Here is a 26,993-nt window from a genome sequence, read left to right on the forward strand (position 1 = left end):
AAGTGCTGGCAAATAAGGAAAAGGGTTGCGCTCGTTGCGGGACTTAACCCAACATCTCACGACACGAGCTGACGACAGCCATGCAGCACCTGTATCAGAGTTCCCGAAGGCACCAATCCATCTCTGGAAAGTTCTCTGTATGTCAAGGCCAGGTAAGGTTCTTCGCGTTGCATCGAATTAAACCACATGCTCCACCGCTTGTGCGGGCCCCCGTCAATTCATTTGAGTTTTAGTCTTGCGACCGTACTCCCCAGGCGGTCTACTTATCGCGTTAGCTGCGCCACTAAAGCCTCAAGGGCCCCAACGGCTAGTAGACATCGTTTACGGCATGGACTACCAGGGTATCTAATCCTGTTTGCTCCCCATGCTTTCGCACCTCAGTGTCAGTATTAGGCCAGATGGCTGCCTTCGCCATCGGTATTCCTCCAGATCTCTACGCATTTCACCGCTACACCTGGAATTCTACCATCCTCTCCCATACTCTAGCTAACCAGTATCGAATGCAATTCCCAAGTTAAGCTCGGGGATTTCACATTTGACTTAATTAGCCACCTACGCGCGCTTTACGCCCAGTAAATCCGATTAACGCTTGCACCCTCTGTATTACCGCGGCTGCTGGCACAGAGTTAGCCGGTGCTTATTCTGCGAGTAACGTCCACTTATCCCAGGTATTAACCAGGTAAGCCTCCTCCTCGCTTAAAGTGCTTTACAACCAAAAGGCCTTCTTCACACACGCGGCATGGCTGGATCAGGGTTCCCCCCATTGTCCAATATTCCCCACTGCTGCCTCCCGTAGGAGTCTGGGCCGTGTCTCAGTCCCAGTGTGGCGGATCATCCTCTCAGACCCGCTACAGATCGTCGCCTTGGTAGGCCTTTACCCCACCAACTAGCTAATCCGACTTAGGCTCATCTATTAGCGCAAGGTCCGAAGATCCCCTGCTTTCTCCCGTAGGACGTATGCGGTATTAGCGTCCCTTTCGGAACGTTGTCCCCCACTAATAGGCAGATTCCTAAGCATTACTCACCCGTCCGCCGCTAGGAATCAGGTGCAAGCACCCTATCCCCGCTCGACTTGCATGTGTTAAGCCTGCCGCCAGCGTTCAATCTGAGCCATGATCAAACTCTTCAGTTAAAATCATTTCGAGTTTTATAAGTAAAACTCTTAAACTTGGCTCATCAATTTCCTGACTTAAATTTCGCTCAAATAAACTTCGAGTAATTCAAACCAATCAATCAATGAAAATAATTTCGATCAATCAACCAGTAAAAATCCACACAAGTTGTTCTTCATAATCTCTTAATGATCTTTCTAACATCTCGTCAATGCCAGAAGCTGGACTTCGATAAACTTAACAACTTAGCAATCTGCTTCGTTCGTTTCCGTCTATCTCGTCGGTATGGGTGCATTCTAGAGGATTTCAGAATCATTGCAACCCCCAATTCATTATATTTTTCACGTATGTATCTTTTTTCTACGAATTTCGTTAAAAAATCGCTTTTTTATCTAAATTTTGAGCGTTTTTCTTCAATAAAAGCCATATTCATTGCAATTCAATTTAAAACAGTAAAATTTATTAAGACCTGATAACTATCAAAAAACTGTAATTTTTAAATAAGGCCGTAAAATTTAAGGGCTGTATCCAGAATTTTCCGAAACTTTCTTATATCAGGTTATATATTTTGCTGTTTTTTATCCGACTTGTATATATGGGGCTTTTTGTAAGGTCAAAATCCTTGCTGTATACAGATTTTTCTTAACACTCTGTTTTAAAGAACAAAAATAAGGATATGATCTTTCTAGGTTTCAGATCATCCAGAAATCTTACTTAAGCGCAGAAGAATAAGCAGAAGATTAAAATCGATTAAGCCACATTTGAGTATTTATCTTTTATCCAGTGCTGCATCACTTCCTCAATCACTTCTTTCTTACCACTATAGTCTTCAGCAGCAAACAATAATTTGGCCCGACGTGGCAGGCGTTCTTTGACTAATGAAAAGAGTAAATAGTGGGAGGCAAGATCTAATTGCTGAAATAAGGCCTGTACCTGATCCAAAGATTTTTGTTTTCGCTCAGCAGACTCATATTCGAAGAGAAAACGCAAAATGAAATCGATGTCTTCATCAAACATCTGTTCAGTCTGGTATCGATACACCTTATTTACCTTTCTTTTTATAGATGAATTGAGATTCAAAGATGATTCATTCATCTCACCATGGATTTAACCCGAATCCAAGCTGATTCATCCATCTTTGTTTTGAATTTATTGAAGATTGAACATATAGCCAGACAACACCAATAAAAAAGGAAGAGATCTCTCCCAAAATCTCTTCCTTAGAATTGAATCTTTACCCGATCCATTATGTCATTATTATAGTTATTCACATTATATTAACTTGTCTCTTTACTTAGAGACCTGATCAATTATGGAGTTGTCTGTTATTGATCATTACCCTCTAGATATGCTTTTTACGGAATCTCTAGACGAATAAATCTTATACACAAAAAACCTGAAATGCAAGCCAAATGGAAAAATTTAAATGTTGTTTTTATAAGGTTTTTTTTGAATTTCTATATTTATATAATTCATATACAACTTAAAAAATAAAAGCAGGCCAAAGCCTGCTTTTATTTCAATAACTTAGAACCAGCCTTAGTCAACGAAGGTCACTTTTGCAATTGCTTTTTTGCTGGCCTGAATAATTAAAGTTACGTTCTCTTTCACAAAAAAAGACGCATCAACCGGTTTCCAGTCCACTTTCACAGTGCCGCGGCCTAAGGCATCTTTAGCTTGAGCAGCATTTTTGGTTAAGCCAGCTTCACGTAAAATTGAAGTAATGAAGATCTCACCACCAAATTCGCCACGTGAAATAGTCACTTCTGGCGTACCTTCAGGCAGTTCACCTTCAGTAATGATATTACCTGCACCTTTATGGGCATGCGCGGCAGCTTCAGCACCGTGAAAACGTTCTACCAGTTCCAGGGCAAGAATGCGTTTCACTTCCTGCGGATTACGGCCTTCTTCGATTTCTTTCAGCAAGCCTTGAATTTCTTCTATTGACTTGAAGCTGAGCAGATCTAAATAACGCTCAATCAATGAATCCGGCATAGAGAGGACTTTCTGATACATCGCGCCCGGTGCATCAAATACACCAATATAATTGCCTAAAGATTTAGACATCTTGTTCACACCATCCAGACCTTCAAGAATTGGCACAGTAATACACACCTGTGCTTCCTGGTTATAACGGCCTTGCAGGGTACGGCCCATCAACAGGTTAAAGGTCTGGTCTGTACCCCCTAACTCCACGTCAGCTTCTAAAGCAATTGAGTCATAACCTTGAACCAGTGGATATAAGAATTCGTGAATCGCAATCGGTTGCTGGTTGTTATAACGCTTGGTGAAATCATCACGCTCTAACATACGTGCAACTGTTTGTTGTGATGCCAATTGAATTAGGTCAGCTGCAGTTTTTTGTGCAAACCATTCCGAGTTAAACACGACTTTGGTTTTGTTTGGATCAAGAATTTTAAATACTTGTTCCTGATAGGTTTTTGCGTTTTCTAGTACCTGCTCGCGTGACAATGGCGGGCGGGTTGCACTCTTACCCGTCGGGTCACCGATCATCGCAGTATAATCCCCGATCAGGAAGTACACTTCATGACCCAAGTCCTGGAATACTTTTAATTTATTGATTAAAACTGTATGACCTAGGTGCAGATCCGGTGCAGTTGGGTCAAAACCCGCTTTAATTTTTAAAGGACGATTCTGCTTTAATTTCTTCAGAAGGTCTTCTTCAGAAATAATTTCGTGGGTGCCTCGTTGGATGAGGGCAAGTTGTTCTTCAGCCGGCAGGAAATTTGACATCACAAAATCCAAATACATCAGTTATTCAATTTGTGCGATATACTAACACTTTTTCAGCACATTGCAGGCTTAAGAATAATCATGACAGCGATCTATATTGGGGTAATGACCGGCACAAGCATGGATGGTGTCGATATTGTTGCTGCTTCTTTTGATCCACTTCAGCTTCATGCTACCCTCACCTTGCCTTTTGATCCCGATCTTCGTGATGAACTGATGGCACTGACTTTGCCAGATGACAATGAAATCGACCGCATGGGCAAAGCCGATGTCGCACTGGCACAGATGATTGGTCATGGCATCAATACGCTGATTGAAGAAAATAATTTAAACAAATCGCAAATCAAGGCAATTGGATCGCATGGTCAGACCATCCGGCATCGTCCTGAACATGGCTTTACCCTGCAAATTGGTGATCCAAATATCATTACTGAAATCACCCAGATTCCGGTCATTTCCGATTTCCGTCGTCGCGATCTGGCTGCTGGCGGCCAAGGTGCACCTTTAGTCCCCGCTTTCCATCAAGATATTTTCCAGCATGAGAGTATTCACCGTGTGATTCTGAATCTGGGCGGCATTGCCAATGTGAGTATTCTGCCGGCAGGTCAATCGGATCAGGTCTATGGCTTTGATACAGGCCCTGCCAATATTCTGATGGATGCCTGGTGTCAGCGTTATACCGGCCAGCCTTTTGATGAAAATGGTAACTGGGCAGCTTATGGCACACCAATCCGTAGCTTATTGGACCGTTTACAGGAACATGAGTTCTTCTCAAAAGAGCCACCTAAAAGTACCGGCCGCGAAGACTTTAATCTGGAATGGCTGGATGAACAGATTGCTGATTGGCGCAATGATCTTCAATATGATGAACTTGAAGATACACCAGAGAATGTGCAAGCTACTTTAATGAAGCTCACGACCCGTGCGATTAAAAAAGCCATTTACCGTTCCGGCCTGGATACCGGTGAAGTTTATGTTTGTGGTGGTGGTGCCTATAATTCACATTTATTGGAACAGTTACGCTGGCGTTTGCGTAAACATCATTGGAGCGTACAAACCACAGCCGACCTTGGCTTAAATCCGACTTGGGTGGAAGGCACGGCTTTTGCCTGGCTGGCGATGCGTTTTATGAATCAACTCAGCGGCAATCTGCCGGCTGTGACAGGCGCATCCGGTTATCGCGTTCTAGGTACGATTACCTCTGTATAAAAGCAGCTTTAAGCTCACTATATATAGTTATAAAAAAGGTCTGCATATTTGCAGACCTTTTTTATGATGAAGAACCATATTTAGATCATGTCTAAATTCTTCCTAACGCATCATTAGTTTGGCATTTTCATTTCTAAATGCACGCAGGATTTGCTGTCCTGCCCGACCGGTCGGGCTTAAACCCAGACGGCTTTGTTCCTGACGAATCGCCTGACGAGTTTTATCCCCAATCAGACCATCTACCTCACCAATATCATAGCCACGGTTTAATAGGAATTGCTGGATCTCGCGACGTTCCGCACGTGACGTGCCTGGATCATCGGTTGGCCAAGCTGCCCGAATGCTTCCCTTACCTTGTAAGCGGTCAGATAAATGTGCAATCGCTAAAGCATAACTTTCTGCTGCATTATAGCTGTAAATAGCATCAAAGTTTTTAAAGACTAAAAATACCGGTCCATTTTCGCCTGCAGGTGCCAATAAGCCAGCCTGAGAAGATTCTGATAAATTGCCCTGTAATAGCGGAGTACCGTCAGCACGCACCACACCACGGTTCATCCAGCTACTCAGTGATTTTTTATTGCGTCGGCCTTCGCCTGCAACAGACATACCTTGTGGAATTTTTACTTCAAAGCCCCAGGGTTGGCCAGTCTGCCAGCCACGTTTTTTCAGGAAATTGGCTGTAGAAGCCAGTGCATCAGGAATACTGCCGACTAAATCACGACGACCATCCCCATCAAAATCAACCGCCAGCTCATCATAAGTCGATGGCATAAACTGAGTATGACCAAAAGCCCCTGCCCACGAACCTTTTAATTGGTTTTCATAGACATCACCCCGTTGCAGCAATTTCATGGTGGTAAAGAACTCACCACGGAAATAACTTTGACGACGACCTTCACAACTCAAAGTACCTAAGGCCTGTAATAAAGGATATTTTCCGGAAATATCTCCAAAATTACTTTCTACACCCCATACGGCTACGATCGTTTCCGCCGGCACTCCATAGGCTGCGCTAATCCGGTTTAATACCTCACGATGTTGCTGCAGTTTTTGTCGACCCAGCTGTACACGTTCTTCATCCACCAGTCCGGACAGATAATCCCAGATTGGGGTCGAAAACTCAGGCTGATAATTCAACTTTTCAATCACAGAATAATCAGGTGTTAAATTTTGCGTATAACGATCGTAGGTTGAACCACTTACGCCTTGTGCAATCGCCTGACTGCGCAAATTGGCAAGACAATTCTGAAAATTATTTTGGGACGCATAATTGACCGGACTGCTCGGCACAGAAGACATATCCGTTGATGTCACACGCTGACCATTAATAATCAGTTCTGCCTGTGCCTGTGTAGCAGCTAAAACCAAAGAACCAACAAAAAGTGCAAGCCGTTGCATAAGACCCTTAAATATTTAGATTTTGAATTATGTTTCTACCTTAGCAGTTCATGATGAAAATTAAAGCGCCAATACGTAAATTTAAATTCATAATTCCTACACTTTTGAATTCATTTTGTAGCTTTTAAATTTAAAAAACTTATCCACAAACTCATTTTAAATTCAAATTAAGCTTATTTTTAAATTTAAATTCAAAACTCAGGAAAACACTTTTGAATTTAAAAAATGATTGTGGATAACTTGTCTTTAGATCAGAACTTTCCAATCAACCAAAGGCTTCTGGTATATAGCATTTCTATTTTGAATTCATTTTTATTAGGAGTGCCTATTTTTAAATTCAAAACTTTAAATTCATTAATCAGCTTTTAAATTTGAATTCATATTTTTGAATTTAAATTTAAGCAGCGAAGTTTAAATTCAAAGTTCATTTTTAAATTTGAATTTATTTTTATGAATTTAAATTCAAAATCTATTTCCAGTTTTAAATTCAAACTTAATGTTAAGTTTATCCACAAGTGAATAACCTAGAATTCAGCTCAAAATAGCAGCAAATTAAATTATTGTATTTATACTCAATTGATCAGTTTACAAGCAATTGATTTTAAAAATGATCCGCCCAATGGCAAGGGATTTTTAAAGAGGCGCAATCATGCCTGAATCTGGACAAATAAAAAAGCGATCACCGAAGTGATCGCTTTTTTTATCAGCAGCTTAGAGCTTAGATGGTCATATCTTCGCTCAATGCCAGCGGATTTGGCAAAATCTTCGCCAGTTGACGACATAAAGTGGTCAGCTGAGCGCTGTCTGTGGGCATCAAAGTAATGTGGCCAATCTTGCGACCTTCACGCTCTGACTTGTTATATAGATGCAAGTGAGCGCCTTCTAAAGCCAGGACATCTTCAGATTTGGGATGCTGACCGATAATGTTTACCATGACGGTTGGACGCACCACTTCAGTTGAACCCAGTGGCAGACCTGCGACCGCACGAACATGGTTTTCAAACTGCGAGCAAACAGCGCCTTCAATCGACCAGTGACCTGAGTTATGCACACGTGGTGCCATCTCGTTTGCATACAGGCCTTTGTCTGTCACAAACAGCTCAAGAGTCAATACACCCACATAATCCAAGTGATTCAGCAGGCGAGTGATGTAATCCTGCGCGACTGGTTGCAGATCCGCACTATTGGGTGCCGGAACAATCGAGTGCGACAGGATGCCGTTGTGGTGATGATTTTCAGCCAATGGCCAGGTTTTCACATCACCATTTTGACCACGTACCGCAATGATCGATACTTCACGCGAGAAAGTCACAAAACTTTCTGCGATCAGTTCACCAGCAGGGCCGAGTTCCGCCCAAGCCTGATCAATTTGATCAGCTGAACGTAAAACAAACTGACCTTTACCATCGTAACCACCACGAGAGGTTTTTAGCACGATCGGCAAGCCAAGCTCAGCCACGGCCGTCTGCAAGCTTTCCAGTGAAGTTACCGCTTTATACGGTGCAACCGGAATTTCCAGTTCATCAAATAGGGCTTTTTCAGACAGACGATGCTGTGCGATGGCTAAAGCCTGACGTGGTGGATGCAAATCTTTGTTTTGCGTTAAAACATCGATATCAGCCAATGGTGTATTTTCAAACTCCAGGCTAAAGACATCTGCGCTATTGATAAAGTCCTGCAAGCCATTTACAGCTTTGGTGGAGAAAACCGGACCTAAAGCCGCAGAAGGGCAGTCCGTATTGGCTTCAAAGAACGTACATTGAATATTTAGAGGTAGTGCGGCTTGTGCCATCATCCGACCTAACTGGCCGCCACCAAAAATACCGATGGTTTTATCCATTGTGTTTGATCCCGTATTAAGCTTGGACTTACATTTGACCTGGAATATTGTTACTTGCGACTTTCTCGGTTTGTGCCGCGCGGAAATCTGCGACATTTTTTGCGATCTCTGGACGGGTTAAACCTAAAATCTGTGCTGCCATAATAGCTGCATTGGTTGCACCGGCAGGACCGATCGCCAATGTTCCTACGGCGATACCCGCTGGCATTTGCACGATAGAAAGCAATGAATCGACACCATTTAAGATCGAAGATTTGACGGGTACACCCAGTACTGGCAGATCAGTTTTGGCTGCACACATACCTGGTAAATGCGCTGCACCACCTGCACCGGCAATAATCACCTGAATACCACGATCAAGCGCTTGTTCAGCATATTCAAACAGACGGTCCGGGGTACGGTGTGCGGAAACGACTTCGGCTTCAAATGGGACACCAAGCTGCTTGAGCATATTGGCAGTGTGTTCGAGAGTTGCCCAATCCGATTGAGAACCCATGATAATACCTACGAGAGGAGTATCTTGTGCAGCAGCCGCATTCATTGCAAATTTTCCAGAGATTAAAGTAAGAAAGATAAATCTCGACGAGAGAGCCAAGCTTGAATAGGAAGGCATATTATAGACTGATTTTTCAGCTTCATAAAATTTAACGGTCAAAGCAAGGCTCGATTTTTCTTATTTTTTTAGCGGATTCTTAAAAACTGGAATAAAAATAGGGAAGTAGTGGCTAGTAGATGATTTCAGGAACTGCGGAATACAAAATAGACACAGCCACAGAGACATAGTGCTGCCCATAAATAATCCAGTTTAAACGGCTGTTTGAACAAGAAAATCATAAAGGGAACAAAGACCAGTAGAGTGACGACTTCCTGGGTAATTTTCATTTGACCTACCGCCAGTCCCTGTTGGGCTAATAATTTGGTTGCTGGAATCATCAGGCTATATTCAAACAAGGCAATGGCCCAGCTAAATAAAATCGCCTGCCACAGCGGTGCATCATGCGGCAGGAATTTGAGATGTCCGTACCAGGCCAAGGTCATAAAACAGTTGGCAATCACCAGAAGAAATAGAGCCGGTAGCATCTGCATGCACTCTGCAAAAAGTTCGGGCTTATTTTACGATTTATTTTGCCAAAAGATATTCCGGAAGCTTGAAAATTTCCCTGAATTTGTCTGTGAAACAGGATTTAAAAAATCCCGCAGGAATGCTTGAACTTTGACTATCTTTTCGGTCAAAGCCTTGCTATCGTTGCTTGCAAATCGAATAAATCATGGCAACAGCACCAGTACAAAGTGATGTGTCAGGCAAAATGGAGTGAAGTAGATGCATCTGCATATTTTGGGTATTTGTGGCACCTTTATGGGTTCACTGGCATTACTGGCACGTGATCTGGGCCATAAGGTGACAGGATCGGATCAAAACGTTTATCCACCGATGTCGACCCAGCTGGAAAATGCAGGCATTACTTTAATGCAGGGCTACGACCGTAGCCATTTACAGCCGCATCCGGATCTGGTGATTGTCGGCAATGCCATGAAACGTGGTATTGATGCCGTGGAATATATGCTGAATGAAGGCCTGCCTTATATTTCAGGCCCACAGTTTCTGGCAGATCATGTGCTACAAGGTAAACACGTTTTAGGTATAGCCGGTACGCATGGTAAAACGACAACCACCACCATGCTGGCATGGGTACTGGATCAGGCCGGTTTAGAACCTGGCTTCCTGATTGGCGGTGTCCCGCTTGGCTTTTCTGAAAGTGCGCGCTTAGGTGGCGGTAAATACTTCTGTGTTGAAGCCGATGAATACGATTCTGCTTTCTTCGACAAGCGTTCCAAGTTCGTGCATTACCATCCTAAAACTGCGATTCTGAACAATCTGGAATTTGACCATGCTGATATCTTTGATGATCTGGCAGCAATCCAGAAACAGTTCCACCATTTAGTGCGTACCATTCCAAGTGAAGGCCGCATTATTGCGCCAATTACTGAAACAAATATTGATGAAGTGTTAGAGCAAGGCTGCTGGACACCTGTTATTCGCACTTCATTAGACACCAATGAGAAATCTGAGCTTTATGCTGAACAGCTTTCAGAAGATGGTTCTCACTTCAAGGTATTGCAACACGGTACTGTGAAAGGCGAAGTGAAATGGAATATGACGGGTCAGCATAGTGTAGCCAATGCACTAGCAACCATTGCTGCTGCTGAGCATGTCGGTGTCTCTATTGAAACAGCTTGTGAAGCACTCTCCAACTTTGGCGGTGTTAAGCGCCGTATGGAACTGCTGGACACTGTACGCGGCATTGAAGTCTATGATGACTTTGCCCATCACCCAACTGCGATTGATACCACCCTTGATGGCGCACGCAAGCGTCTCGGTGAACGTAAGCTGTGGGCAATTATTGAACCACGTTCCAATACCATGCGTATGGGCAGTCATAAAGATGGCCTAGCACATTCCGCGCGTCTGGCCGATGAGGTGATCTGGTATCAGCCAGAAGGCCTGGATTGGGATCTGCAACCGGTAATTAATGCTGCGCCAAATAAAGCTGTAGTCGCACGTACTCTGGATGAGATTATCCAGACCGTAGTGGCTGAAGCAGGTGAGGGCGATGCGGTGGTAATCATGTCCAATGGTGGTTTTGGCGGTCTGCATCAAAAACTGATTAGTGCTTTAAAAGCTTAAAAATTTATATAAAAAAGCCCGTAATAGCGGGCTTTTTTATTTTAAAAATTTGTCCCGTCCTGAAATAAGTTTACACCTTAAGAGACTTATTTTATGGAACATGCACAAGAACAACGAGTTAAACGCACACAACGTGATTATAGCTTCGCCTTTAAAATGATGGTTGTACATGAAGTAGAAAAAGGGCAAATTACTTATAAACAAGCTCAGGCAAAATATGGTATTCAAGGAAGATCAACTGTGCTGGTATGGTTACGCAAGCACGGACAACAGGACTGGACTTCGAATATGCCGACTTCTTCTAAACGCCAATTAACCCCCCAACAACGAATCCGCCAATTAGAAAAGCAGTTAGCCGCAGAAAAGCTTAAAACTGAATTTATTCAGGATGTGATTTATCACATTGATAAAGAATGTGGGACTGATCTTGGAAAAAAGTATACCGAGCACGTTTCAAAGATTGGCAAAGCCAAAGAAGACTAAGCGTTTCACGTTATTGTCAGTGGTTGGGAATCACCCGACAAGCTTATTATCAAGCAGAAAAACGTGCTCAAATGACTGCACAAGCAACTGAACAAATACTTGAGTTGGTTATGGAATATCGTTGTCTCATGCCAAGTATCGGAACACGTAAGCTGTATTGGCTTATTAAAGGCAAATTGTTGCAGCGTGGTTTAAAGTGTGGACGGGATCAGTTATTTAAAATATTGAAAGAGCATAATTTATTGATTCGCCCCAAGCGTCGCTATACAAAAACTACGGATAGCAAGCATTGGATGAAGAAGCATCCAAATTTATTAAAGGATTATTCAGCAGTGCAAGCCAACGAAGTCTTTGTTAGTGATATTACTTATGTTGAGAGTGCTGAAGGCGTACATTATTTATCCTTAGTGACAGATGCTTATACCCGTCAGATTAAAGGTTATAAGTTATCGAATGATATGCGTGCGGAGAATGTTGTGCAGGCTCTACATATGGCGATGCAGCATGTGACGGATCGAGCGACAAGGATGATTCATCATTCAGACAGAGGCTCTCAGTATTGCTCTGAACTATATCAATCGGCATTACGCCATTATGGGGTATGTCCTTCTATGACAGATGGAGGAGACTGTTACCAGAATGCATTAGCAGAGCGGATTAATGGAATATTAAAGCAGGAGTTTTTAATTACACGATGTCAAACCATGAAGGAGTTAGATCACTTAATTGCGGAATCTATTATGATTTATAATTGCTATAGACCACATTTAAGTTTAAATATGAACACCCCGAATCAGACGTATGAGCAAACTAAAACCGAGCTAATTGCTTAACTCGGTTTGAAGTGGAATACTGTCAATCTATTTCAGGACAAGACAATTAAATTCGCTTTCTATCTTTTTTAAGAAAATAGACCCTCATCCAAGTTCAAATCAACTTTCTTATTTCAATGTTAAAACAGCTAAAATTTATCTTTTTTCTTTTCATTATCTTTTGTTGCAATATGGACATAAGACTCATTGCAGTCTTTGAGTGCCCTAGGCACAATCAATAAGAACAACAGCATTTCGATCCTCTTTTATCTTTAACCCTCCTGATGATTTTCCAGGCTGTAAAGGCAGCAAAAAATAGCTTTATCCCTCTTGTTCAGACCCTCATTCCCCTAGGAGATCTGTCATGACAACAATGAAAGCCATGGTTTATTACGGCGCCAATGATATCCACTTTGAAGAACGTCGCATTCCCCACATTCTGCAACCTACTGATGCCATTATCAAACTTAGCAAAGTCACCATTTGTGGTACTGACCTCGGGATATATAGCCAAATACTTAAAAATATAGAACAATAGAAACATGGGATATTCAAAAGATTTTAAAGACAAAGTCATAGAAATTATGACTAGAGATAAAATGTCTGTGCGAAAAGCAGCACAGCATTTTAACGTCTGTATACAGACGATTCAGAATTGGAAAAAGTCCACTGTAACTAAACCTATTCCTGGTCGCCCAGCTAAAATTAGCAAAGAGCAAATATTGAATGATGTTGAACAATATCCCGATGATTACATCAGTGAACGGGCAGAACGTTTTGGTGTCAGTACACATGCAGTATTTAATGCGCTACATGCTGCAGGAATATCGCGTAAAAAAAGACGTTAAAGCACCCTAAAGCAGATCAAAATCAACGTCGGCAATTTCAGAACTTGATTGAATGTTTAGAACAACAATTACCACTGGTTTATATCGATGAAAGTGGTTTTCAAAGCGAAAGTACGAGATCGCATAGTTATAGCCCTAAAGGAGCGCGAGCTGAAGCTGAATTTAACTGGCAGTTAAAAAATTGTAGCAATGCGATTGGCGCATTAATCGAAAATAGATTGCTTACAGTTGGAGTATTTGATTGTTCAGTGAATCCCGAGGTATTTGAATGCTGGATTGAACAGGATTTATTGCCAAAGCTGAAAAAAACCAGTGTATTGATTATGGATAATGCCACCTTTCACAAAGGAACAAGGCTTCAGGAGTTGATACGTTGTGCAGGCCATTACATTGTGTGGCTTCCTAAATATAGCCCGGACTTAAATCCTATAGAAAAAATGTGGTCACGAGTAAAAATGATTCGCAATAAATTTAGAGTTAAAGATATTGATAAATTGTTTAAAGATTACTGTAATGATTTATTTAGTATTTAGCTATAGAAAGGTAAAAACCCCGAAATTGAGGAGGTTGCAAAAGAAAAAACCGGCAGCTTTAATGGCCGGATTCTCGGTCATGAAGGTGTTGGTATTGTGGAAGAAGTCGCTTCCGCAGTTCAAAACTTTAAAAAGGGCGATCAGGTGATTATTTCCTGTGTCAGCCGCTGCGGCACCTGTGAAAACTGCCAGAAACAGCTGTATGCCCATTGTAGAAACGAGGGTGGCTGGATTATGGGTTATATGATTGACGGCACTCATGCCGAATATGTCCGAACTCCATTTGCCGATACTTCTCTCTATCATTTACCAGAAGGTTTGAATGAAGATGTTGCGGTCTTTCTTTCCGATATTTTGCCGACCTCCCATGAAATTGGTGTGCAATATGGTCAGGTCAAACCGGGGGACAATGTGGCGATTGTCGGTGCCGGCCCGATTGGCATGAGTGCCTTGCTCACTGCCCAGTTTTATTCTCCAGCCAATATCATCATGGTCGATGTAGATGACAACCAGCTAGAATTTGCCAAAAAGGTCATGATTGAAATGACTTAAATCATTATCGACAACAAAAAAAAGTCCGCATAGCGGACTTTTTTATTTTTTAGCGTCAATTAAAAATAGGGAATATAACCACGCTGTTTATAACCTTGAGGAGAAGCAAGATTGGCCTGATTTTCATCCAGACGATAGAGCAGCTCCAGGAATCCACTCAACTGTTCCTGTTGCAATGCATGAGGTTCAAACTGGCCTAAACCAAAACGTGAAAATAAAGAAGAAATTTCACTATGTTTATGAACATATTTCATCGACCATTCCGAGAAATGTGGACGTTCTACTGTTGCATCCTGAAAGCGAAGCACCTGATGATGGCGTGGATCACGGCAAATACTCTGGAACAGATTTTCTACCACCTCTGCTTCACCTTCCAGACATTGAAAAAACTTGCCATGGGAATAATATAAAACCCCGTTAATCTGATGAGCTTTATTAAATTTTCTCGCTACAGATAATATATCACTAAGATCCTGTAATAACTCTTGTTCAGATTCTATACGCTCACTGGCGTAGCAAAGCTGTAGCATAAGGTCATCTCACTGCAGAAAGAATTAAAAACATAATTTAATCAATTATTTTAATTTTAGTCGATCATTTTTTAAGCAAATATCCGTTTTTGCTTACATTATTTTAGGTTTGCTTTTCCAAAGAAAACTTATAACAATTACTTCCTGAGAGGAAATCAATGATTTCAGATATATAGCAATAATAATGAAGGAGTGAAACCTGATGTTAAAAGATCTGATTTTCACTGTAGCGTTGTTGTGTATATGTTTTATGCTTTTGATTATGCTGAATGAACTGGCCTTGACGACCGAAACCAACATTCTGCTCAGTTCAGTTTTTATAGGCTGGACGCTTTTACAGTTTGTTCGCCGTCGTATGTTTTTTTATATCAGCGTAAGCCTGATGATGGGAATACTTACGCTGTTAGGCAAATATGAAGAAGTGTTATGGAACAGCATAGGCCTGATGGCAGGTTATGGCGTATATAACCTGCTGCAGCATATTTCTGTACCTGCACTTAAGGGCAAATTACAACATATCTCTATCTTGGATAAGTTTAATTCAATTGCTAAATAGCAGCTGCAACATCCTGTAGGCTGCGATCACGTTTAAACATGACATCTACATAGGAACACTGGGGAATAATTTTTAAGCTATTCTTGCGGGCAAAGTCGACCAGCACATCCAGCATTTTGCGTGCTACGCCTTGACCACGTAAGGAATTATCTACCCAGGTATGATCAGCCACGATGGTCGATGCTTCTTGCCACTGATATGTAATTTCAGCAAGACGTCGACCATCTTCCTCCATAAAAAATACACCGCCGCGTTTTGAATCTTGATGTTGAATGTCCATACTGAAGGCTGATCCCTTAATAAAATTATTGGTTTATTTAATTTAAAACATCTTCTTAAAGAAATAATATGAATTATTGTTAAGTTTTTAATATTGGATGAAATTTTTTATTTTCTTTCATCATTTCCTGTGATTTTTTTCAAATATTGATAACTTTTTATTTCTCTATTTTGCCTGATTGAGGGTGATGCAGTTTGAGTGATCACATATCACCCCAAAAATTTAATTTTACCTACTCCCTAATTGAGAAAGACAGGATTAGAATGCAGCATCTTTTTACATGCAACTTCGTATGTCTGACTCATCTTCCGCTTCTTCCGTCACCAAGCAATGGATTGGTGTCATCGCTTTAGCCTGTGCGGCTTTTATTTTTAACACTACCGAATTTATTCCTGTGGCATTACTGAGTGGAATCGGGCAAAGCTTTGCCATGTCCGCCACTCAGGCCGGCATCATGCTGACCATTTATGCTTGGATCGTGGCCCTACTATCTCTTCCGATCATGCTGCTCACTAAAGCCATAGAACGGCGTTTTCTACTGATGCTGGTCTTTGCGGTCTTTATTTTAAGTCATGTGCTGTCCTATTTTGCCTGGAGTTTTAGCACGCTGGTGATCAGTCGGATAGGGATTGCCATCGCACATGCCTTGTTCTGGTCGATTACCGCTTCACTCGCGGTTCGGGTTGCACCGAAAGGTAAAGAGTTTCAGGCACTTGGTTTATTGGCCACAGGAACAGCGATGGCGATGGTGCTCGGTATTCCATTTGGCCGGATGATTGGTGAGGCGTATGGCTGGCGTAATAGTTTTGCCCTGATTGCGTGTCTCGCATTGATCATTTGCCTGATTCTGGCCAAAACCTTGCCATTGCTTCCAAGTGTCAATTCAGGCTCCCTCAGCAGCTTAAAAAGCCTGATCAAACGTCCCAGCCTGATGCTAGTTTTTGCCCTCACTATTCTGGTGATTACGGCGCAATTTACTGCTTATAGTTATATTGAACCGTTTTCCCTGAATATCGCCCACTTTGATTCAGCCCAGACCACAACTTTACTTCTGGTTTATGGCGGGGCAGGATTCCTAGGCTCCTATCTGTTTGGCCGTTTTGCTGCGCAGTTCCCAAAAATGACTATTCCTGCTTTTACTTTTGGATTGGTTATTTCCATGCTGCTGTTATTACCACTGTCGAGCACAGTCACAGGCCTCTCTGGCTTATCTCTGCTGTGGGGTTTGAGCATCATTGGTTTCAGCCTGGCCCTACAATCTAAAACCCTGAATCTGGCTGCAGATGCTACAGATGTTGCCATGGCCATTTATTCAGGCCTGTATAATGTCGGTATTGGCGGAGGAGCTTTGCTTGGCAGTATAGTCACGCTTCAGATTGGACTATCGAGCATTGGCTGGGCCGGAGCAGGGCTGGCGATCCTTGGATTTCTGCTTAGTCTTTATTTGGTTCAGCGCCTAGACTTTTTGCCCAAAGCCGCTGATTAAACGCTGCTTTTTGTAAAATAATTTGTGATTATGCATAAAATCTGTCATGCTCATCTGATATTGAGCAATTGCTCAAACAGAATTGAGTTTGAACAAGGGGAGTAGCCTCCTCCAAACGTTTAAAAATGAAATTTCAGTTTTTAAACGTGTCAGAATATCGTCATTACACTTTGCAAAAAGTCGGTATCTGAGCATCTTGAAATGCCACTGGATCTCCTCCAGTAGAGCACAAAGATGTAGGCAAGACCTTGATCATGTTGTTATAGATGTTTTTCATCTGGCAGCTGGTCAAGGTTTTTTTATGGCCAGTCGTCCGATGTGGAGAATTCACATGGAAACAATTGGTACGCTCTGGCTGTATCTTGTCTTTTTCGCAATTGTCGCCGTCATGCTGGTGATCGATTTTGTCGGCTTTAAACATCAGCATGGTCAGGAAGTAAAAGTCCGTACCGCTGCCTACTGGAGTATCGCCTGGGTCAGTGTCGCGACTTTATTTGGTGGTGGATTATGGCTGTATCTGGAGCAGACTGCAGGTGCGGCAATTGCCAATACCAAGGTCATGGAATACTTTGCCGGTTATCTGCTGGAAAAATCCCTGGCAATTGATAATGTCTTTGTCTGGCTGATGATCTTTGCCGCCTTTGCCATTCCACCAGCGCTACAACGTAAATTGCTGTTATATGGTGTACTGGGTGCAATTGTGCTCAGAACAATCTTTATTTTTATTGGTGCCTGGTTTGTACAGGAATTCTCCTGGATTCTGTATCTCTTCGGTGCGTTCCTGGTGTATACCGGCTTCAAATTCCTGCGTGGTCAGCATGAAGAAGGCAGCAATATTGAAGATATGGCCATTCTGAAATGGCTACGTAAACATATGCGTATCACCCCGCAACTTCAGGGCGATAAATTCTTTGTCCGTCAAAATGGTTTGCTTTGGGCAACGCCGTTATTCTTGGTGCTGATTCTGGTCGAAGCCTCTGATGTGATCTTCGCAGTCGATTCTATTCCTGCTATTTTTGCTGTCACCACCGACCCCTTCATTGTGCTTACTGCGAACCTGATGGCAATTTTAGGCCTGCGTGCCATGTTCTTCCTGCTCTCAGGTGCAGCCTCAAAAATGCATTATCTGCCTTATGGCCTAGGTTTGATTCTGGTCTTTATCGGCTTTAAGATGCTGATGCTGGATGTATTCCATATGCCGATCTGGATTTCACTGAGCTTTATTGTGATTGTCTTGACGGTGACTGCGATTTTGTCGATTCGTCATAGCAAGAAACATAACGAAACTACGCTGTAAAGCTAATCATAAAAAAAGCCTGCTGATGCAGGCTTTTTTATTTGTCTATAAGCTCAGCTGCATACGCACGCTCTGTTGAAATTATTCGTGATTGTCTGATCTCATAAAAAATACGCATGGTTAAATATGAATGTTCATATAAACATGCTAATTTTTTCAGCTACAATCAATCGAAAAAATCAAAAAGCGCAGGTTTTAAATGTCTTCTATCATTGCAACGACGGCAATACGCGGTCGCTTCCTGGATATCAAGAATACGGTTGCCCAAGCGCGTGAAATTCACGACCAAGTGCGATATGTAGAAGATGGCTTGCTCATCAGCCAGAATGGTGAGATTCAATGGTTTGGCAGCTGGGAAGAGGGGCAGCAGCATCTGCCTGAAGGAGTGCAGGTAGCTCATTATCCTGAGCAGCTGATCGTGCCAGGTTTTATTGATACCCATATCCATTTCCCGCAAACCGAAATGGTCGGTGCTTATGGGGAACAGCTACTGGAATGGTTAAATACTTATACCTTCCCGACTGAGATCCAGTTTCAGGATCCAGCCTATAGCCAGAAAATTGCACAGTTTTTTATTCAGGAATTGCTGAAGAATGGCACAACCACAGCTTTGGTGTTCTGTACCGTTCATCCGGCTTCGGTAGAAGCACTGTTCGAAGCGGCTACAGCACAGAATATGCGTCTGATTGCCGGTAAAGTGCTGATGGACCGCCATGCACTTGAAGCCCTGACCGATACCGCAGAATCCGCCTATAGCGACTCTAAAGCCCTGATTGAGAAATGGCATGGTAAGGGACGTAATCTTTATGCGATTACGCCCCGTTTTGCTCCAACCTCAACCCCTGAACAGCTAGAAAAAGCAGGTCAGTTAAAAGCTGAATATCTAGATGTCTATGTCCATACTCATCTCAGTGAAAATAAAAACGAGATTGCCTGGGTAAAAGAACTCTTTCCGGAACGTGAAGGCTATCTGGATGTCTATCATCATTATGGGCTGACCGGTGCTAAATCCGTATTTGCGCATTGTGTGCATCTGGAGGAAGGGGAGTGGGAGTGCATGCATCAAACCGACTCTGCGATTGCCTTCTGCCCAACCTCAAACCTGTTCCTGGGTAGCGGTTTATTTCCGCTGAAGAAAGCTTGGGATAAAGGCGTGAAAGTCGGCTTGGGTACTGATATCGGGGCAGGAACCTCCTTTAACCAGCTCCAAACCTTAAATGAAGCTTATAAAGTACAACAGCTGCAAGGAGAAAAACTTTCGGCTTTTGAATCGCTATATCATGCGACCTTGGGTGGTGCGAAAGCCTTAAGTCTGGATGACCGCTTGGGGAATTTCAATGCGGGCAAAGAAGCAGACTTTGTGGTGCTGGATCTTAATGCCACCGCTTTACAACAACTGCGTCAGAGCAGAGCCAAAAATATTGAAGACACCTTTTTTGCACTGACCATGCTGGGAGATGACCGTAATATTGCAGCAACTTATGTCTATGGACAGGCTGTCTATGTCAAGGCCCAATAAATCGCGTCAGCGCAGGATCATTTTGGCTGCAATCGTCGCCGTCTGTGCCTTTGCGCTGAAGAGAGATTCACAGCAGCCCGAAAATTGATTACATTTACAGCAAGTAAAACAGGTGCATCTCAAGCAAGGATGTATTAAAATTGCTGCAATTCAGGTGTTGCAGGTCAACACCTTTTTTATTTTGCTATTTTTATTTTTTAGGTATCTACCCATGACCGTTCAAATGAGCGTAATGATTTCCGCTGAAGAAATTCAAGCTAAAGTCAAAGAGCTTGGTGCTAAAATCGATGCACACTATGCCAATAGTGACAAAGAGCTTGTACTTATCGGTTTGTTACGCGGTTCAGTGATTTTCATGGCAGACTTGTGTCGTGCCATTACCAAGCCACATGAACTCGACTTCATGACTGTATCCAGCTACGGCGGCGGTACGATTTCGAGCCGTGATGTCAAAATCCTGAAAGATCTGGACGGTGAAATCCGTGGTAAAGATGTGCTGGTGGTTGAAGATATTATCGACTCAGGTAATACCTTAAGCAAAGTATTGGAAATCTTGCAAACCCGTCAGCCAAACTCAATTGAACTATGCACTTTGGTGAGCAAACCTTCACGTCGTGAAATCGAGCTGGAAGTAAAATTCCTGGGCTTTGAAGTCGAAGACAAGTTCATTGTCGGTTATGGCCTGGACTATGATCAAAAATACCGTCATATTCCATTTATTGGTGAAATCGGTCTTTAAGAACCGGTTTAAAAGAAGTGGCTTCGTGCCACTTTTTTTTATTTCTTGAATCATTTCAGTAACACAGCAAACAAAAACGCAACAGCCCGTTGCAGGACATGACTTTTTTCAGGGCTTTTCTTGCCGCAAGATAAACCTGATGTAAAAACAAAGACATGATAACAAGGAGTATGCTGATGTGGTCAATTATCGTTGCAATTGTAGTGGGTTTTATTGCGGGTCTGGTTGCACGCGCAATTCACCCTGGTGATGACAAGGCTGGATTCATTGTTACGACCCTGCTGGGGATTGCCGGTTCACTGGTTGCGACCTTTGCCGGACGTATGCTGGGCTTGTACTCCCAAGATTCTGCCGCAGGCTTCATTGCTTCAGTGATCGGTGCCATAGTCATCCTGTTTATCTACAATATGGTGACTAAACGTAAACGGATCTAAGCTCTGCTTGGCATAAGTTTCTTTCATAAAAAAAGAGCGCCTAGATAGGTGCTCTTTTTTTATTTGCTGATCATGGTCAGAATTTTACAGGCCGAATTCTTTGAAGCCTTGTTCAATCTGTTCTGCCGGCTGAGCGCCCATGACCTTAAAACCATTCGAGAAAATAATCGCTGGAGTGCCATTTACACCGAGTAATTGTGCCAGCTGTTTATTACGTTCAATTGGATTGCTACAGCTCTTTTTCGATTTAGGCTGTATACCTTGACCAATCAGGTCTTCCCAAGCCTGGGCCGGATTTTTTTCACAATAAACCTGTTTAGATGGCGCAATTGACTGCTGTTTTAAAGGCAGGATGAAGGTATAAATAGTGACATCTTTGAGTTTTTTCAGCTCTACTTCAAGTTGTTTACAATACGGGCAATTTGGGTCAGAAAAGATGGCAAGCTGACGTTTTCCTGTCCCTCTGACTGATTTAATCGCATCCTGAAGCGGTAACTTTTTCCAGTCGACACTATTTTGTTTGAGTAATAAATCCTGAGTCAGATTATGCTGATCCTGGATCCGGAACATTGAACCGGCCAGCAGGTACTGGGCATCTTCATTCAGATAGACAATCTGTCCCTGCATGGAACCACTATAGATTCCTTTCATTTCGGTAGGCTGAATATTTTCAATTTTCAGGTTGGGACTGTTTTTTGCCAGATTGGCTTTAACTGTATCCACATTGGCAAAGCTGAGGCCAGGGAATAGGGTCAAAGCCAGCAGCATATTTCTTATTTGCATGAATGTCCTGCTCAGGTCCAAGTTAAATGTGTTTCGATTCTAGTCTTTTTAAAAAGAAAATTCTGACTATTTTATGTAGCTTAATATTCAAATCGAATTGATCAATCATGTTTCACGTGGAACATTAACCCCTTAATGCTGATTGACTTCTACCGAGATATGCACGATTTCTTCATGAATAGAGATCGCCTCACGGATTTGATCGGCACTAATGGGGATTCCCGTTTGAACGGCAACAAAACAGGAAAATTTACCTTTACCGACTCTCGATACATGCAGGTCAGTTAAGTGTAGGTCGTTCCCATATTCAGCAATGACTTCACGTATTTCTTCGACCACTGGGGCATCCATATCGGCATCCAGTAAAGTCTTGGCACTTTGCTTTAGCAGGCCAATCGCCCAGCGTGCAATCAAGACTGAGCCGACCAGTCCCAGTACTGCATCGAGAAAATCCCAGCCCATATATTTTCCGGCAATCAAAGCAATAATAGCCAGAACAGAAGTTACAGCAACAGCAACCACATGCAGAAAGGCCGCTTTATAGTTCAAGTCATGATGACCATGATTATTATCATGCTCGTGATGGGAATGCCCATGATGATGATCATGGTGATGGTGCCCATCATCATGCAGCAACCAGGCACAGGCCAGATTAATCAATAGTCCTAAAATCGCGATTGGAATGGCTTCGTTATAATGAATCTGAACTGGCGAAAAGAGACGTTCTACTGAATGAATCGCCATAAAACCGGCTACCACAAGCAATAAAATTGCACTGCTATAACTGGCCAGAATTTCAATCCGCCAAGTGCCCATATTAAAGCGGGGATCATTCGCATAATGACGGGCCGCTTTATCCACTGGAGCGTAAAACCTCGTGGTTCAGCACGAGGATATAAGCGACTGGAGTAAACCACATGAACGACACGAAAGGTCGTTTTAAATACTTGTACTATAGTCACTATTAAGAAAAATACTGTTAAAATAATTGGATGAAGACACTCAAATTACGCATAAAAGACAAACATTGCAAGGTGCTAGACCAATTAGCATCAGAAGTTAATTTTGTTTGGAATTATGTGAATGATTTAAGTTTTAAACACCTCAAAAGAAAGGGTGAGTTCTTTTCAGCATTCGACATGGCGAAGTACACTAAAGGAACTTCGAAGCTGTGTGGGTTGCATAGCCAAACAGTTGATGCGATCAGAGAAGAACTTGTCACCCGAAGAAAACAGTTTAAAAAAGCAAAGCTCAAATGGCGTGTCAGTAATAAGAAATCAGCAAGAAGATCGCTTGGGTGGGTACCATTCAAAAGATCAGGACTAAAGTATGCTGATGGATATGTTGAGTATGGAAAAATTAAGTTTGGATTATGGGATAGCTACGGTTTAAGTAAATACACAGTAAGAACTGGCTCTTTTGTAGAGGATAGTCGTGGACGTTGGTATGTGTGTTTAGTGGTGGATACACCTAAAGCGGAAAAAGCTAACACAACCAAAGCCATCGGTATTGATTTGGGTTTAAAGGATATTGCCACCTGTTCAGATGGTACAGTCATTTCAAATCCAAAATACTATCGCCATTATGAGCAGAAGCTAGGTGTTGCTCAACGAGCGAGAAATAAGAAGCGTGTACGTGCATTACACGCCAAAATTGCCAATAGTCGTAAAGACCATTTGCATAAAGCCAGCACAGCGCTGGTGAAGAATAATGCACTAATCATTGTAGGTGACTTGAGTGCAAGAAAACTAGTGAAAACCAAAATGGCAAAATCTGTTTTGGACACAGGTTTTTCTGCACTCAAAACAATGCTTCGATATAAATGCGAGAACGCTGGAGTGTTGTTTGAAGAAGTCAATGAAGCCTATACCACCCAGATTTGTTCGTGCTGTGGAAATATATCTAACAGTAGTCCGAAAGGTAGGACAGATCTTGGAATAAGAGAATGGAAGTGTGTGGAATGCGGTACATTCCACGATAGAGATAGAAACTCTGCACTCAACATTCTTGCGCTTGGGCATAAGCGTCTAGCTGTAGGAATCCCCTTGCTTTAGCTAGGGGAGGATGTCAAAGGCAAAGTAAGCCAGCCCCAAGGCCAACACATGCGAGCCCATATGCCAGCCATCGGCAAGCAAAGCCATTGACTGGAAGATCCATCCCCCTAATACTTCCAGCACCATCATAACGGCGGTTAGAATCGTGGCAAACAGAATCTTTTTCTGCGCGAGTGGATTACCTTCATCAAATTGATGGCTGTGCGAATTGGCGGTATGTTTTTGCATAAAAGGAAACTATTATTAATACCCCCCCAGTATATTTATTTTTGGAGATTTATGGTGAGTCATGTACATGATGATAAAAAAATATTAAACCGGGTACGGCGCTTGCAAGGTCAGATGAACGCCGTAGAGCAGTCTCTCCTGAATCCTGAAGCAGGCTGTATTCAGGTCTTGCAACAGGTTGCAGCCATTAAAGGTGCTATAAACGGTTTGATGAATGAATTGATCGAAACCCATTTAAGAGAGCATGTCATTGGGGAAGCTGCGGTTAATGAAGAAGAATTGGCTGAGTTTTTAAAATTATTAAAACGTTATGGCTGATTGTTTAGTTCAACATTTTTGTTTTCTTTACAGCAGGATAATTGACCGCTTTTTCATCTAACCGATACACTGCCACCCATTCTCTTCTTTCTTCCACATCATTCTTTTTAAAATGTGGTGAAACTTTTACGGCAGCTACATGACAGAAAATATCTCATGGCGACCTTTCGCCATGGTCAGTCTTGCATTGATTATGGGTACTATCGGCACAGCACTGGCAAGCCCGCTTTACCCCATTTATCAACAGATCTGGCATTTATCCCCAAGCCAGATTACCTATATTTTTGTCGCCTATATGTTTGGCTGCCTGGGTACCTTGTTATTCCTGGGACGTACCAGCAACACGATTGGTTTCTTAAGAACCCTGCAAATTGGTCTGGTATTTATTAGCATTGGCTTGGTCATTTCAGTTTTTGCCGAGAATGCGCTGATTTTGTCGGTGGGTCGTTTTATCATTGGTATTGCTTCAGGCCTGATGACGACTTCAGCAATGCTGGGCATGATGCAAACCATTCCAGAGACTCATAAGCAGCTTGCACCGCAATTAGTATCAATTTTGACGGCCATAGGCTTTGGTTTGGGACCGTTTGTGGGTGGGGTAATTGCGCAGTTTTCTCAAGCTCCATTAATTACTCCATACCTCCCAATTATTCTTGGGGCAGTGCTGTGTTTTGTCGGATTATTCTGGCTAAAAACCCCTGCTTTTGAACGCCAGCCTTTTAGTATTGCACCGAAATTACTGCGTCCTGAACCTCAGTATCATGCTGTGTTCATGATTGTGGGATTAACTGCATTTAATGCCTTTGCTGCTTTCAGTTTATTTGCTTCACTGTCACCGTCTTTTGTGCAGAATATCTTACCCTGGCATGGTCCTTTGGTCAGTGGTACCGCCATTACCTGCATTTTGCTGATTTCTGCTGTGGTGCAGTTCTTTGCTAAAGCTGTTCCTGCAAAGAAATGTCTGAATATTGGCTTGATAATTATGCTGGTGAGCTTGGTTAGTCTTGCTCTCTGCATGATCCTTAAAGCAAGTATCTTGTTCTTTGCCAGTGATATTCTATTCGGGATTGGACATGGTTTTGCCCTGATGGGCGCATTCGGTGTAATTCATGCGATTACAACCTTGCAAAACCGTGCAGCCGTGATGTCGACTTACCTGTTTATTGGCTATTTGGGCACGATTGTGCCGATTATCGCGGTGGGATATCTGGCTGATCACTTCGGCTTAGGATTTGCCGTGATCAGTTTCTGTGTGGCGATCAGTGCACTCTGTCTAATCCTTTGGTTATGGCATCAAAAACTGCAGGTAAAAGCCTAATAAAAAAGCCCACATTTGAGGGCTTTTTTATATAACTTAAGGATTATTTTCCAATACAGAATGTAAAAAACTTAATTTAACTATTTTATATCAATCAGTAGACTTCTTGCGTTAGTCAAAATTTAAACAGCCCAAAGCTACATTTTATAAGGTTTTAGCTAATTCAAAAATTAGGTAAAACGATACTTTCGCAAGAGGTCTAGTTAATTAAAAATTATATTTCTGGTGCCTAATAAGTGACTATTTATAAATTTAATGTAATGAAACAGTTTTACCGAATTGTATACCTAAAAGTTTATTCTTAGGGTCGTCTCCACTTAATCTAATAATAACTGAGTTATTAAAAGACTCTTTTTCTACTTCAGTTAAATATTCAAACATACTGTCATAATTTTCTTGATTCAGTGACACGATATATTGTTTATTCGAGTTCTTTAATTGTTCATTAACAAACTTAAACCATTGAGCTCTAGGAATTGCATCCATATCAGCAAAAAGCCTATTATCGTGCCAAAGTACATCTATTTGATGTCGTTGACCTTTCGTTAGAAGTAACCAATCAAAACAAACTATACGTGCTGAATTTACCCCATCTGATGAATCGCTTTGCACCTGTACAGTTAAATTATATCTAATCTGATTATCTCCTGAGTTATTATCTAATACGATTCCAGCCGGTAATCTTGGATAAAGTCTATTTACTAATTCAATGAAATCCCTATTAAAATTATCTAACGGTTGTTCTTGAACGTATTCAAAAGCAAGTCTATCTTGATCTACTTTACTCTCTTTAATCAGCTGGCCTTGGAACTGTTGTCGTTCTACCACCTGTAGAAACTCATTAATACGGTCTCTTTCCTCTTTAAATGCAGCCACTTTATTGACAATCGAAGTATATTCATCAATAGCTTTTTTACCGTTTAAAAATTTCAGCTGCTCGTCTCTAAATTTAGACCTTTTAGTAATTATTTTATTTAGATGTTCGATTTCATTTAATAATTCTAAACGGTCTTTAAGTAACCTATTTTTACGATTAAATGCTAGAGAATTATGAAATTTTTCAACTGCTGTGAAATGCTCTAAGGTTTCTGGTCTGAAAATTTGTTGTAAACCTTCATATAATTCTAAAAGAGTAAGCGTCCGCTGAACACACCTTATGAATTCATCCTATAAGCCTTAATTTAGTCCCCACTTAAAAACAAGTGGGGACTAAAATTTATGACT

26 protein-coding genes, 1 rRNA gene and 2 pseudogenes are annotated in these 26,993 nt (G+C 42.0%); 16 read left to right on the plus strand and 13 right to left on the minus strand.

All coding sequences use genetic code 11. The features are described from left to right. The 3 genes from F897_RS02605 to tyrS form a co-directional block, all read right to left on the minus strand. Positions 1-1,132 (minus strand): 16S ribosomal RNA (locus F897_RS02605); the annotation flags it as partial. Positions 1,133-1,862: 730 nt separating this feature from the next. Further along, positions 1,863-2,153 (minus strand): hypothetical protein, encoded by a 291-nt coding sequence (locus F897_RS02610; protein ID WP_005233061.1) that lies wholly within the window; start codon positions 2,151-2,153, stop codon positions 1,863-1,865. Positions 2,154-2,651: 498 nt separating this feature from the next. Further along, entirely contained in the window at positions 2,652-3,884 is a 1,233-nt protein-coding gene (gene tyrS, locus F897_RS02615; protein ID WP_164071335.1) for a tyrosine--tRNA ligase, read from the minus strand. Positions 3,885-3,947: 63 nt separating this feature from the next. Between tyrS and F897_RS02620 the strand changes: the two genes are divergently transcribed. Beyond that, on the plus strand, positions 3,948-5,075 hold the full coding sequence (locus F897_RS02620; RefSeq protein WP_005233064.1) for an anhydro-N-acetylmuramic acid kinase: 1,128 nt from the start codon (positions 3,948-3,950) through the stop codon (positions 5,073-5,075). 102 nt (positions 5,076-5,177) lie between these two features. Here F897_RS02620 and F897_RS02625 read toward each other — a convergent pair whose 3' ends face one another. The 4 genes from F897_RS02625 to F897_RS02640 form a co-directional block, all read right to left on the minus strand. Continuing rightward, entirely contained in the window at positions 5,178-6,473 is a 1,296-nt protein-coding gene (locus F897_RS02625) for a lytic murein transglycosylase (RefSeq protein WP_004780318.1), read from the minus strand. Positions 6,474-7,191: 718 nt separating this feature from the next. Continuing rightward, positions 7,192-8,313 carry a 5-(carboxyamino)imidazole ribonucleotide synthase gene (locus tag F897_RS02630; RefSeq protein WP_005233066.1) on the minus strand — a complete coding sequence of 374 codons (1,122 nt, stop codon included), beginning with the start codon at positions 8,311-8,313 and terminating at the stop codon, positions 7,192-7,194. Between the two features lie 28 nt (positions 8,314-8,341). After that, positions 8,342-8,854, minus strand: a complete 513-nt coding sequence (gene purE, locus F897_RS02635) for a 5-(carboxyamino)imidazole ribonucleotide mutase (RefSeq protein ID WP_005233067.1) — start codon at positions 8,852-8,854, stop codon at positions 8,342-8,344. A gap of 197 nt (positions 8,855-9,051) precedes the next feature. Continuing rightward, complete coding sequence (locus tag F897_RS02640) at positions 9,052-9,393, minus strand: DMT family protein (RefSeq protein ID WP_004780323.1); 342 nt, start codon at positions 9,391-9,393, stop codon at positions 9,052-9,054. 241 nt (positions 9,394-9,634) lie between these two features. Here F897_RS02640 and mpl point away from each other — a divergent pair, with 241 nt between their 5' ends. From mpl to F897_RS02670, 6 genes are all read left to right on the plus strand, one after another. Then, entirely contained in the window at positions 9,635-10,999 is a 1,365-nt protein-coding gene (gene mpl / locus F897_RS02645) for a UDP-N-acetylmuramate:L-alanyl-gamma-D-glutamyl-meso-diaminopimelate ligase (protein ID WP_005233068.1), read from the plus strand. 93 nt (positions 11,000-11,092) lie between these two features. Next, positions 11,093-12,315, plus strand: a protein-coding gene (locus F897_RS16860; RefSeq protein ID WP_122959108.1) for an IS3 family transposase whose coding sequence is annotated in 2 segments (ribosomal slippage) — positions 11,093-11,429 and positions 11,429-12,315 — 1,224 coding nt in all. Because the reading frame shifts where the segments join, the coding sequence is not laid out codon by codon here. A gap of 343 nt (positions 12,316-12,658) precedes the next feature. Next, positions 12,659-12,832 (plus strand): hypothetical protein, encoded by a 174-nt coding sequence (locus F897_RS16865; RefSeq protein WP_005233071.1) that lies wholly within the window; start codon positions 12,659-12,661, stop codon positions 12,830-12,832. Positions 12,833-12,836: 4 nt separating this feature from the next. After that, positions 12,837-13,142: an IS630 transposase-related protein gene (locus F897_RS02660; protein ID WP_004779997.1), complete on the plus strand. Its 306-nt coding sequence runs from the start codon at positions 12,837-12,839 to the stop codon at positions 13,140-13,142. A 44-nt stretch (positions 13,143-13,186) separates the two neighbouring features. Beyond that, positions 13,187-13,675, plus strand: a complete 489-nt coding sequence (locus tag F897_RS02665) for a transposase (protein ID WP_005233073.1) — start codon at positions 13,187-13,189, stop codon at positions 13,673-13,675. Positions 13,676-13,744: 69 nt separating this feature from the next. Then, complete coding sequence (locus tag F897_RS02670) at positions 13,745-14,227, plus strand: alcohol dehydrogenase catalytic domain-containing protein (RefSeq protein WP_338072309.1); 483 nt, start codon at positions 13,745-13,747, stop codon at positions 14,225-14,227. 59 nt (positions 14,228-14,286) lie between these two features. On the opposite strand, the gene F897_RS02675 is transcribed toward F897_RS02670, so the two are convergent. Beyond that, entirely contained in the window at positions 14,287-14,757 is a 471-nt protein-coding gene (locus F897_RS02675; RefSeq protein ID WP_004780330.1) for a BLUF domain-containing protein, read from the minus strand. Positions 14,758-14,959: 202 nt separating this feature from the next. On the opposite strand from F897_RS02675, the gene F897_RS02680 reads away from it, so the two are divergent. Beyond that, the gene (locus F897_RS02680; RefSeq protein WP_005233077.1) at positions 14,960-15,313 is read left to right on the plus strand and encodes a hypothetical protein; all 354 of its coding nucleotides are present in this window, start codon (positions 14,960-14,962) and stop codon (positions 15,311-15,313) included. Here F897_RS02680 and F897_RS02685 read toward each other — a convergent pair. Next, positions 15,306-15,593, minus strand: a complete 288-nt coding sequence (locus F897_RS02685; RefSeq protein WP_004780333.1) for a GNAT family N-acetyltransferase — start codon at positions 15,591-15,593, stop codon at positions 15,306-15,308. The genes F897_RS02680 and F897_RS02685 overlap by 8 nt on opposite strands. Positions 15,594-15,885: 292 nt before the next feature. Between F897_RS02685 and F897_RS02690 the strand changes: the two genes are divergently transcribed. From F897_RS02690 to F897_RS02710, 5 genes are all read left to right on the plus strand, one after another. After that, positions 15,886-17,079 carry a sugar transporter gene (locus F897_RS02690; protein WP_034580709.1) on the plus strand — a complete coding sequence of 398 codons (1,194 nt, stop codon included), beginning with the start codon at positions 15,886-15,888 and terminating at the stop codon, positions 17,077-17,079. 331 nt (positions 17,080-17,410) lie between these two features. Then, positions 17,411-18,376 (plus strand): TerC family protein, encoded by a 966-nt coding sequence (locus tag F897_RS02695; protein WP_005233086.1) that lies wholly within the window; start codon positions 17,411-17,413, stop codon positions 18,374-18,376. 199 nt (positions 18,377-18,575) lie between these two features. Further along, positions 18,576-19,895 (plus strand): guanine deaminase, encoded by a 1,320-nt coding sequence (gene guaD, locus F897_RS02700; protein ID WP_005233087.1) that lies wholly within the window; start codon positions 18,576-18,578, stop codon positions 19,893-19,895. A gap of 211 nt (positions 19,896-20,106) precedes the next feature. Next, positions 20,107-20,634 (plus strand): hypoxanthine phosphoribosyltransferase, encoded by a 528-nt coding sequence (hpt, locus tag F897_RS02705; RefSeq protein ID WP_004780337.1) that lies wholly within the window; start codon positions 20,107-20,109, stop codon positions 20,632-20,634. Positions 20,635-20,810: 176 nt separating this feature from the next. After that, positions 20,811-21,068, plus strand: coding sequence for a GlsB/YeaQ/YmgE family stress response membrane protein (locus F897_RS02710; protein ID WP_005233088.1), 258 nt, complete (start codon positions 20,811-20,813; stop codon positions 21,066-21,068). An 84-nt stretch (positions 21,069-21,152) separates the two neighbouring features. Here F897_RS02710 and F897_RS02715 read toward each other — a convergent pair whose 3' ends face one another. Both F897_RS02715 and dmeF read right to left on the minus strand, forming a co-directional pair. After that, positions 21,153-21,851: a DsbC family protein gene (locus tag F897_RS02715; protein WP_005233091.1), complete on the minus strand. Its 699-nt coding sequence runs from the start codon at positions 21,849-21,851 to the stop codon at positions 21,153-21,155. Between the two features lie 132 nt (positions 21,852-21,983). Beyond that, positions 21,984-22,706, minus strand: a pseudogene (gene dmeF, locus F897_RS02720) (CDF family Co(II)/Ni(II) efflux transporter DmeF); the annotation flags it as partial. A gap of 137 nt (positions 22,707-22,843) precedes the next feature. On the opposite strand from dmeF, the gene F897_RS02725 reads away from it, so the two are divergent. Then, entirely contained in the window at positions 22,844-23,905 is a 1,062-nt protein-coding gene (locus F897_RS02725; RefSeq protein WP_004781546.1) for an RNA-guided endonuclease InsQ/TnpB family protein, read from the plus strand. Between the two features lie 15 nt (positions 23,906-23,920). Here the strand turns inward: F897_RS02725 and F897_RS02730 are convergent. Then, positions 23,921-24,133 (minus strand): annotated as a pseudogene (locus tag F897_RS02730) (cation efflux transmembrane domain-containing protein); the annotation flags it as partial. A 54-nt stretch (positions 24,134-24,187) separates the two neighbouring features. On the opposite strand from F897_RS02730, the gene F897_RS02735 reads away from it, so the two are divergent. Continuing rightward, positions 24,188-24,451, plus strand: coding sequence for a metal/formaldehyde-sensitive transcriptional repressor (locus F897_RS02735; protein WP_034580717.1), 264 nt, complete (start codon positions 24,188-24,190; stop codon positions 24,449-24,451). 139 nt (positions 24,452-24,590) lie between these two features. Next, complete coding sequence (locus F897_RS02740; RefSeq protein ID WP_446651613.1) at positions 24,591-25,769, plus strand: MFS transporter; 1,179 nt, start codon at positions 24,591-24,593, stop codon at positions 25,767-25,769. Between the two features lie 252 nt (positions 25,770-26,021). On the opposite strand, the gene F897_RS02745 is transcribed toward F897_RS02740, so the two are convergent. After that, positions 26,022-26,645 (minus strand): DUF2326 domain-containing protein, encoded by a 624-nt coding sequence (locus F897_RS02745; protein ID WP_005233101.1) that lies wholly within the window; start codon positions 26,643-26,645, stop codon positions 26,022-26,024. Between the last annotated feature and the right edge of the window lie 348 nt (positions 26,646-26,993).

The sequence above is a fragment of the Acinetobacter variabilis genome (genome assembly GCF_000369625.1).
Taxonomy (GTDB): domain Bacteria; phylum Pseudomonadota; class Gammaproteobacteria; order Pseudomonadales; family Moraxellaceae; genus Acinetobacter; species Acinetobacter variabilis.

Bases quoted from the DNA above. Each gene is read 5' to 3' on its own strand.
- F897_RS02740 (WP_446651613.1), top strand. From the start codon at position 24,591: ATGACAGAAAATATCTCATGGCGACCTTTCGCCATGGTCAGTCTTGCA.
- F897_RS02715 (WP_005233091.1), bottom strand. From the start codon at position 21,851: ATGCAAATAAGAAATATGCTGCTGGCTTTGACCCTATTCCCTGGCCTC.
- F897_RS02695 (WP_005233086.1), top strand. From the start codon at position 17,411: ATGGAAACAATTGGTACGCTCTGGCTGTATCTTGTCTTTTTCGCAATT.
- F897_RS02620 (WP_005233064.1), top strand. From the start codon at position 3,948: ATGACAGCGATCTATATTGGGGTAATGACCGGCACAAGCATGGATGGT.
- F897_RS02630 (WP_005233066.1), bottom strand. From the start codon at position 8,313: ATGGATAAAACCATCGGTATTTTTGGTGGCGGCCAGTTAGGTCGGATG.
- F897_RS02675 (WP_004780330.1), bottom strand. From the start codon at position 14,757: ATGCTACAGCTTTGCTACGCCAGTGAGCGTATAGAATCTGAACAAGAG.
- F897_RS02710 (WP_005233088.1), top strand. From the start codon at position 20,811: ATGTGGTCAATTATCGTTGCAATTGTAGTGGGTTTTATTGCGGGTCTG.
- purE (WP_005233067.1), bottom strand. From the start codon at position 8,854: ATGAATGCGGCTGCTGCACAAGATACTCCTCTCGTAGGTATTATCATG.
- tyrS (WP_164071335.1), bottom strand. From the start codon at position 3,884: ATGTATTTGGATTTTGTGATGTCAAATTTCCTGCCGGCTGAAGAACAA.
- F897_RS16865 (WP_005233071.1), top strand. From the start codon at position 12,659: ATGACAACAATGAAAGCCATGGTTTATTACGGCGCCAATGATATCCAC.
- F897_RS02725 (WP_004781546.1), top strand. From the start codon at position 22,844: ATGAAGACACTCAAATTACGCATAAAAGACAAACATTGCAAGGTGCTA.
- F897_RS02690 (WP_034580709.1), top strand. From the start codon at position 15,886: ATGTCTGACTCATCTTCCGCTTCTTCCGTCACCAAGCAATGGATTGGT.
- F897_RS02660 (WP_004779997.1), top strand. From the start codon at position 12,837: ATGGGATATTCAAAAGATTTTAAAGACAAAGTCATAGAAATTATGACT.
- F897_RS02625 (WP_004780318.1), bottom strand. From the start codon at position 6,473: ATGCAACGGCTTGCACTTTTTGTTGGTTCTTTGGTTTTAGCTGCTACA.
- hpt (WP_004780337.1), top strand. From the start codon at position 20,107: ATGACCGTTCAAATGAGCGTAATGATTTCCGCTGAAGAAATTCAAGCT.
- F897_RS02640 (WP_004780323.1), bottom strand. From the start codon at position 9,393: ATGCTACCGGCTCTATTTCTTCTGGTGATTGCCAACTGTTTTATGACC.
- guaD (WP_005233087.1), top strand. From the start codon at position 18,576: ATGTCTTCTATCATTGCAACGACGGCAATACGCGGTCGCTTCCTGGAT.
- F897_RS02680 (WP_005233077.1), top strand. From the start codon at position 14,960: ATGTTAAAAGATCTGATTTTCACTGTAGCGTTGTTGTGTATATGTTTT.
- mpl (WP_005233068.1), top strand. From the start codon at position 9,635: ATGCATCTGCATATTTTGGGTATTTGTGGCACCTTTATGGGTTCACTG.
- F897_RS02685 (WP_004780333.1), bottom strand. From the start codon at position 15,593: ATGGACATTCAACATCAAGATTCAAAACGCGGCGGTGTATTTTTTATG.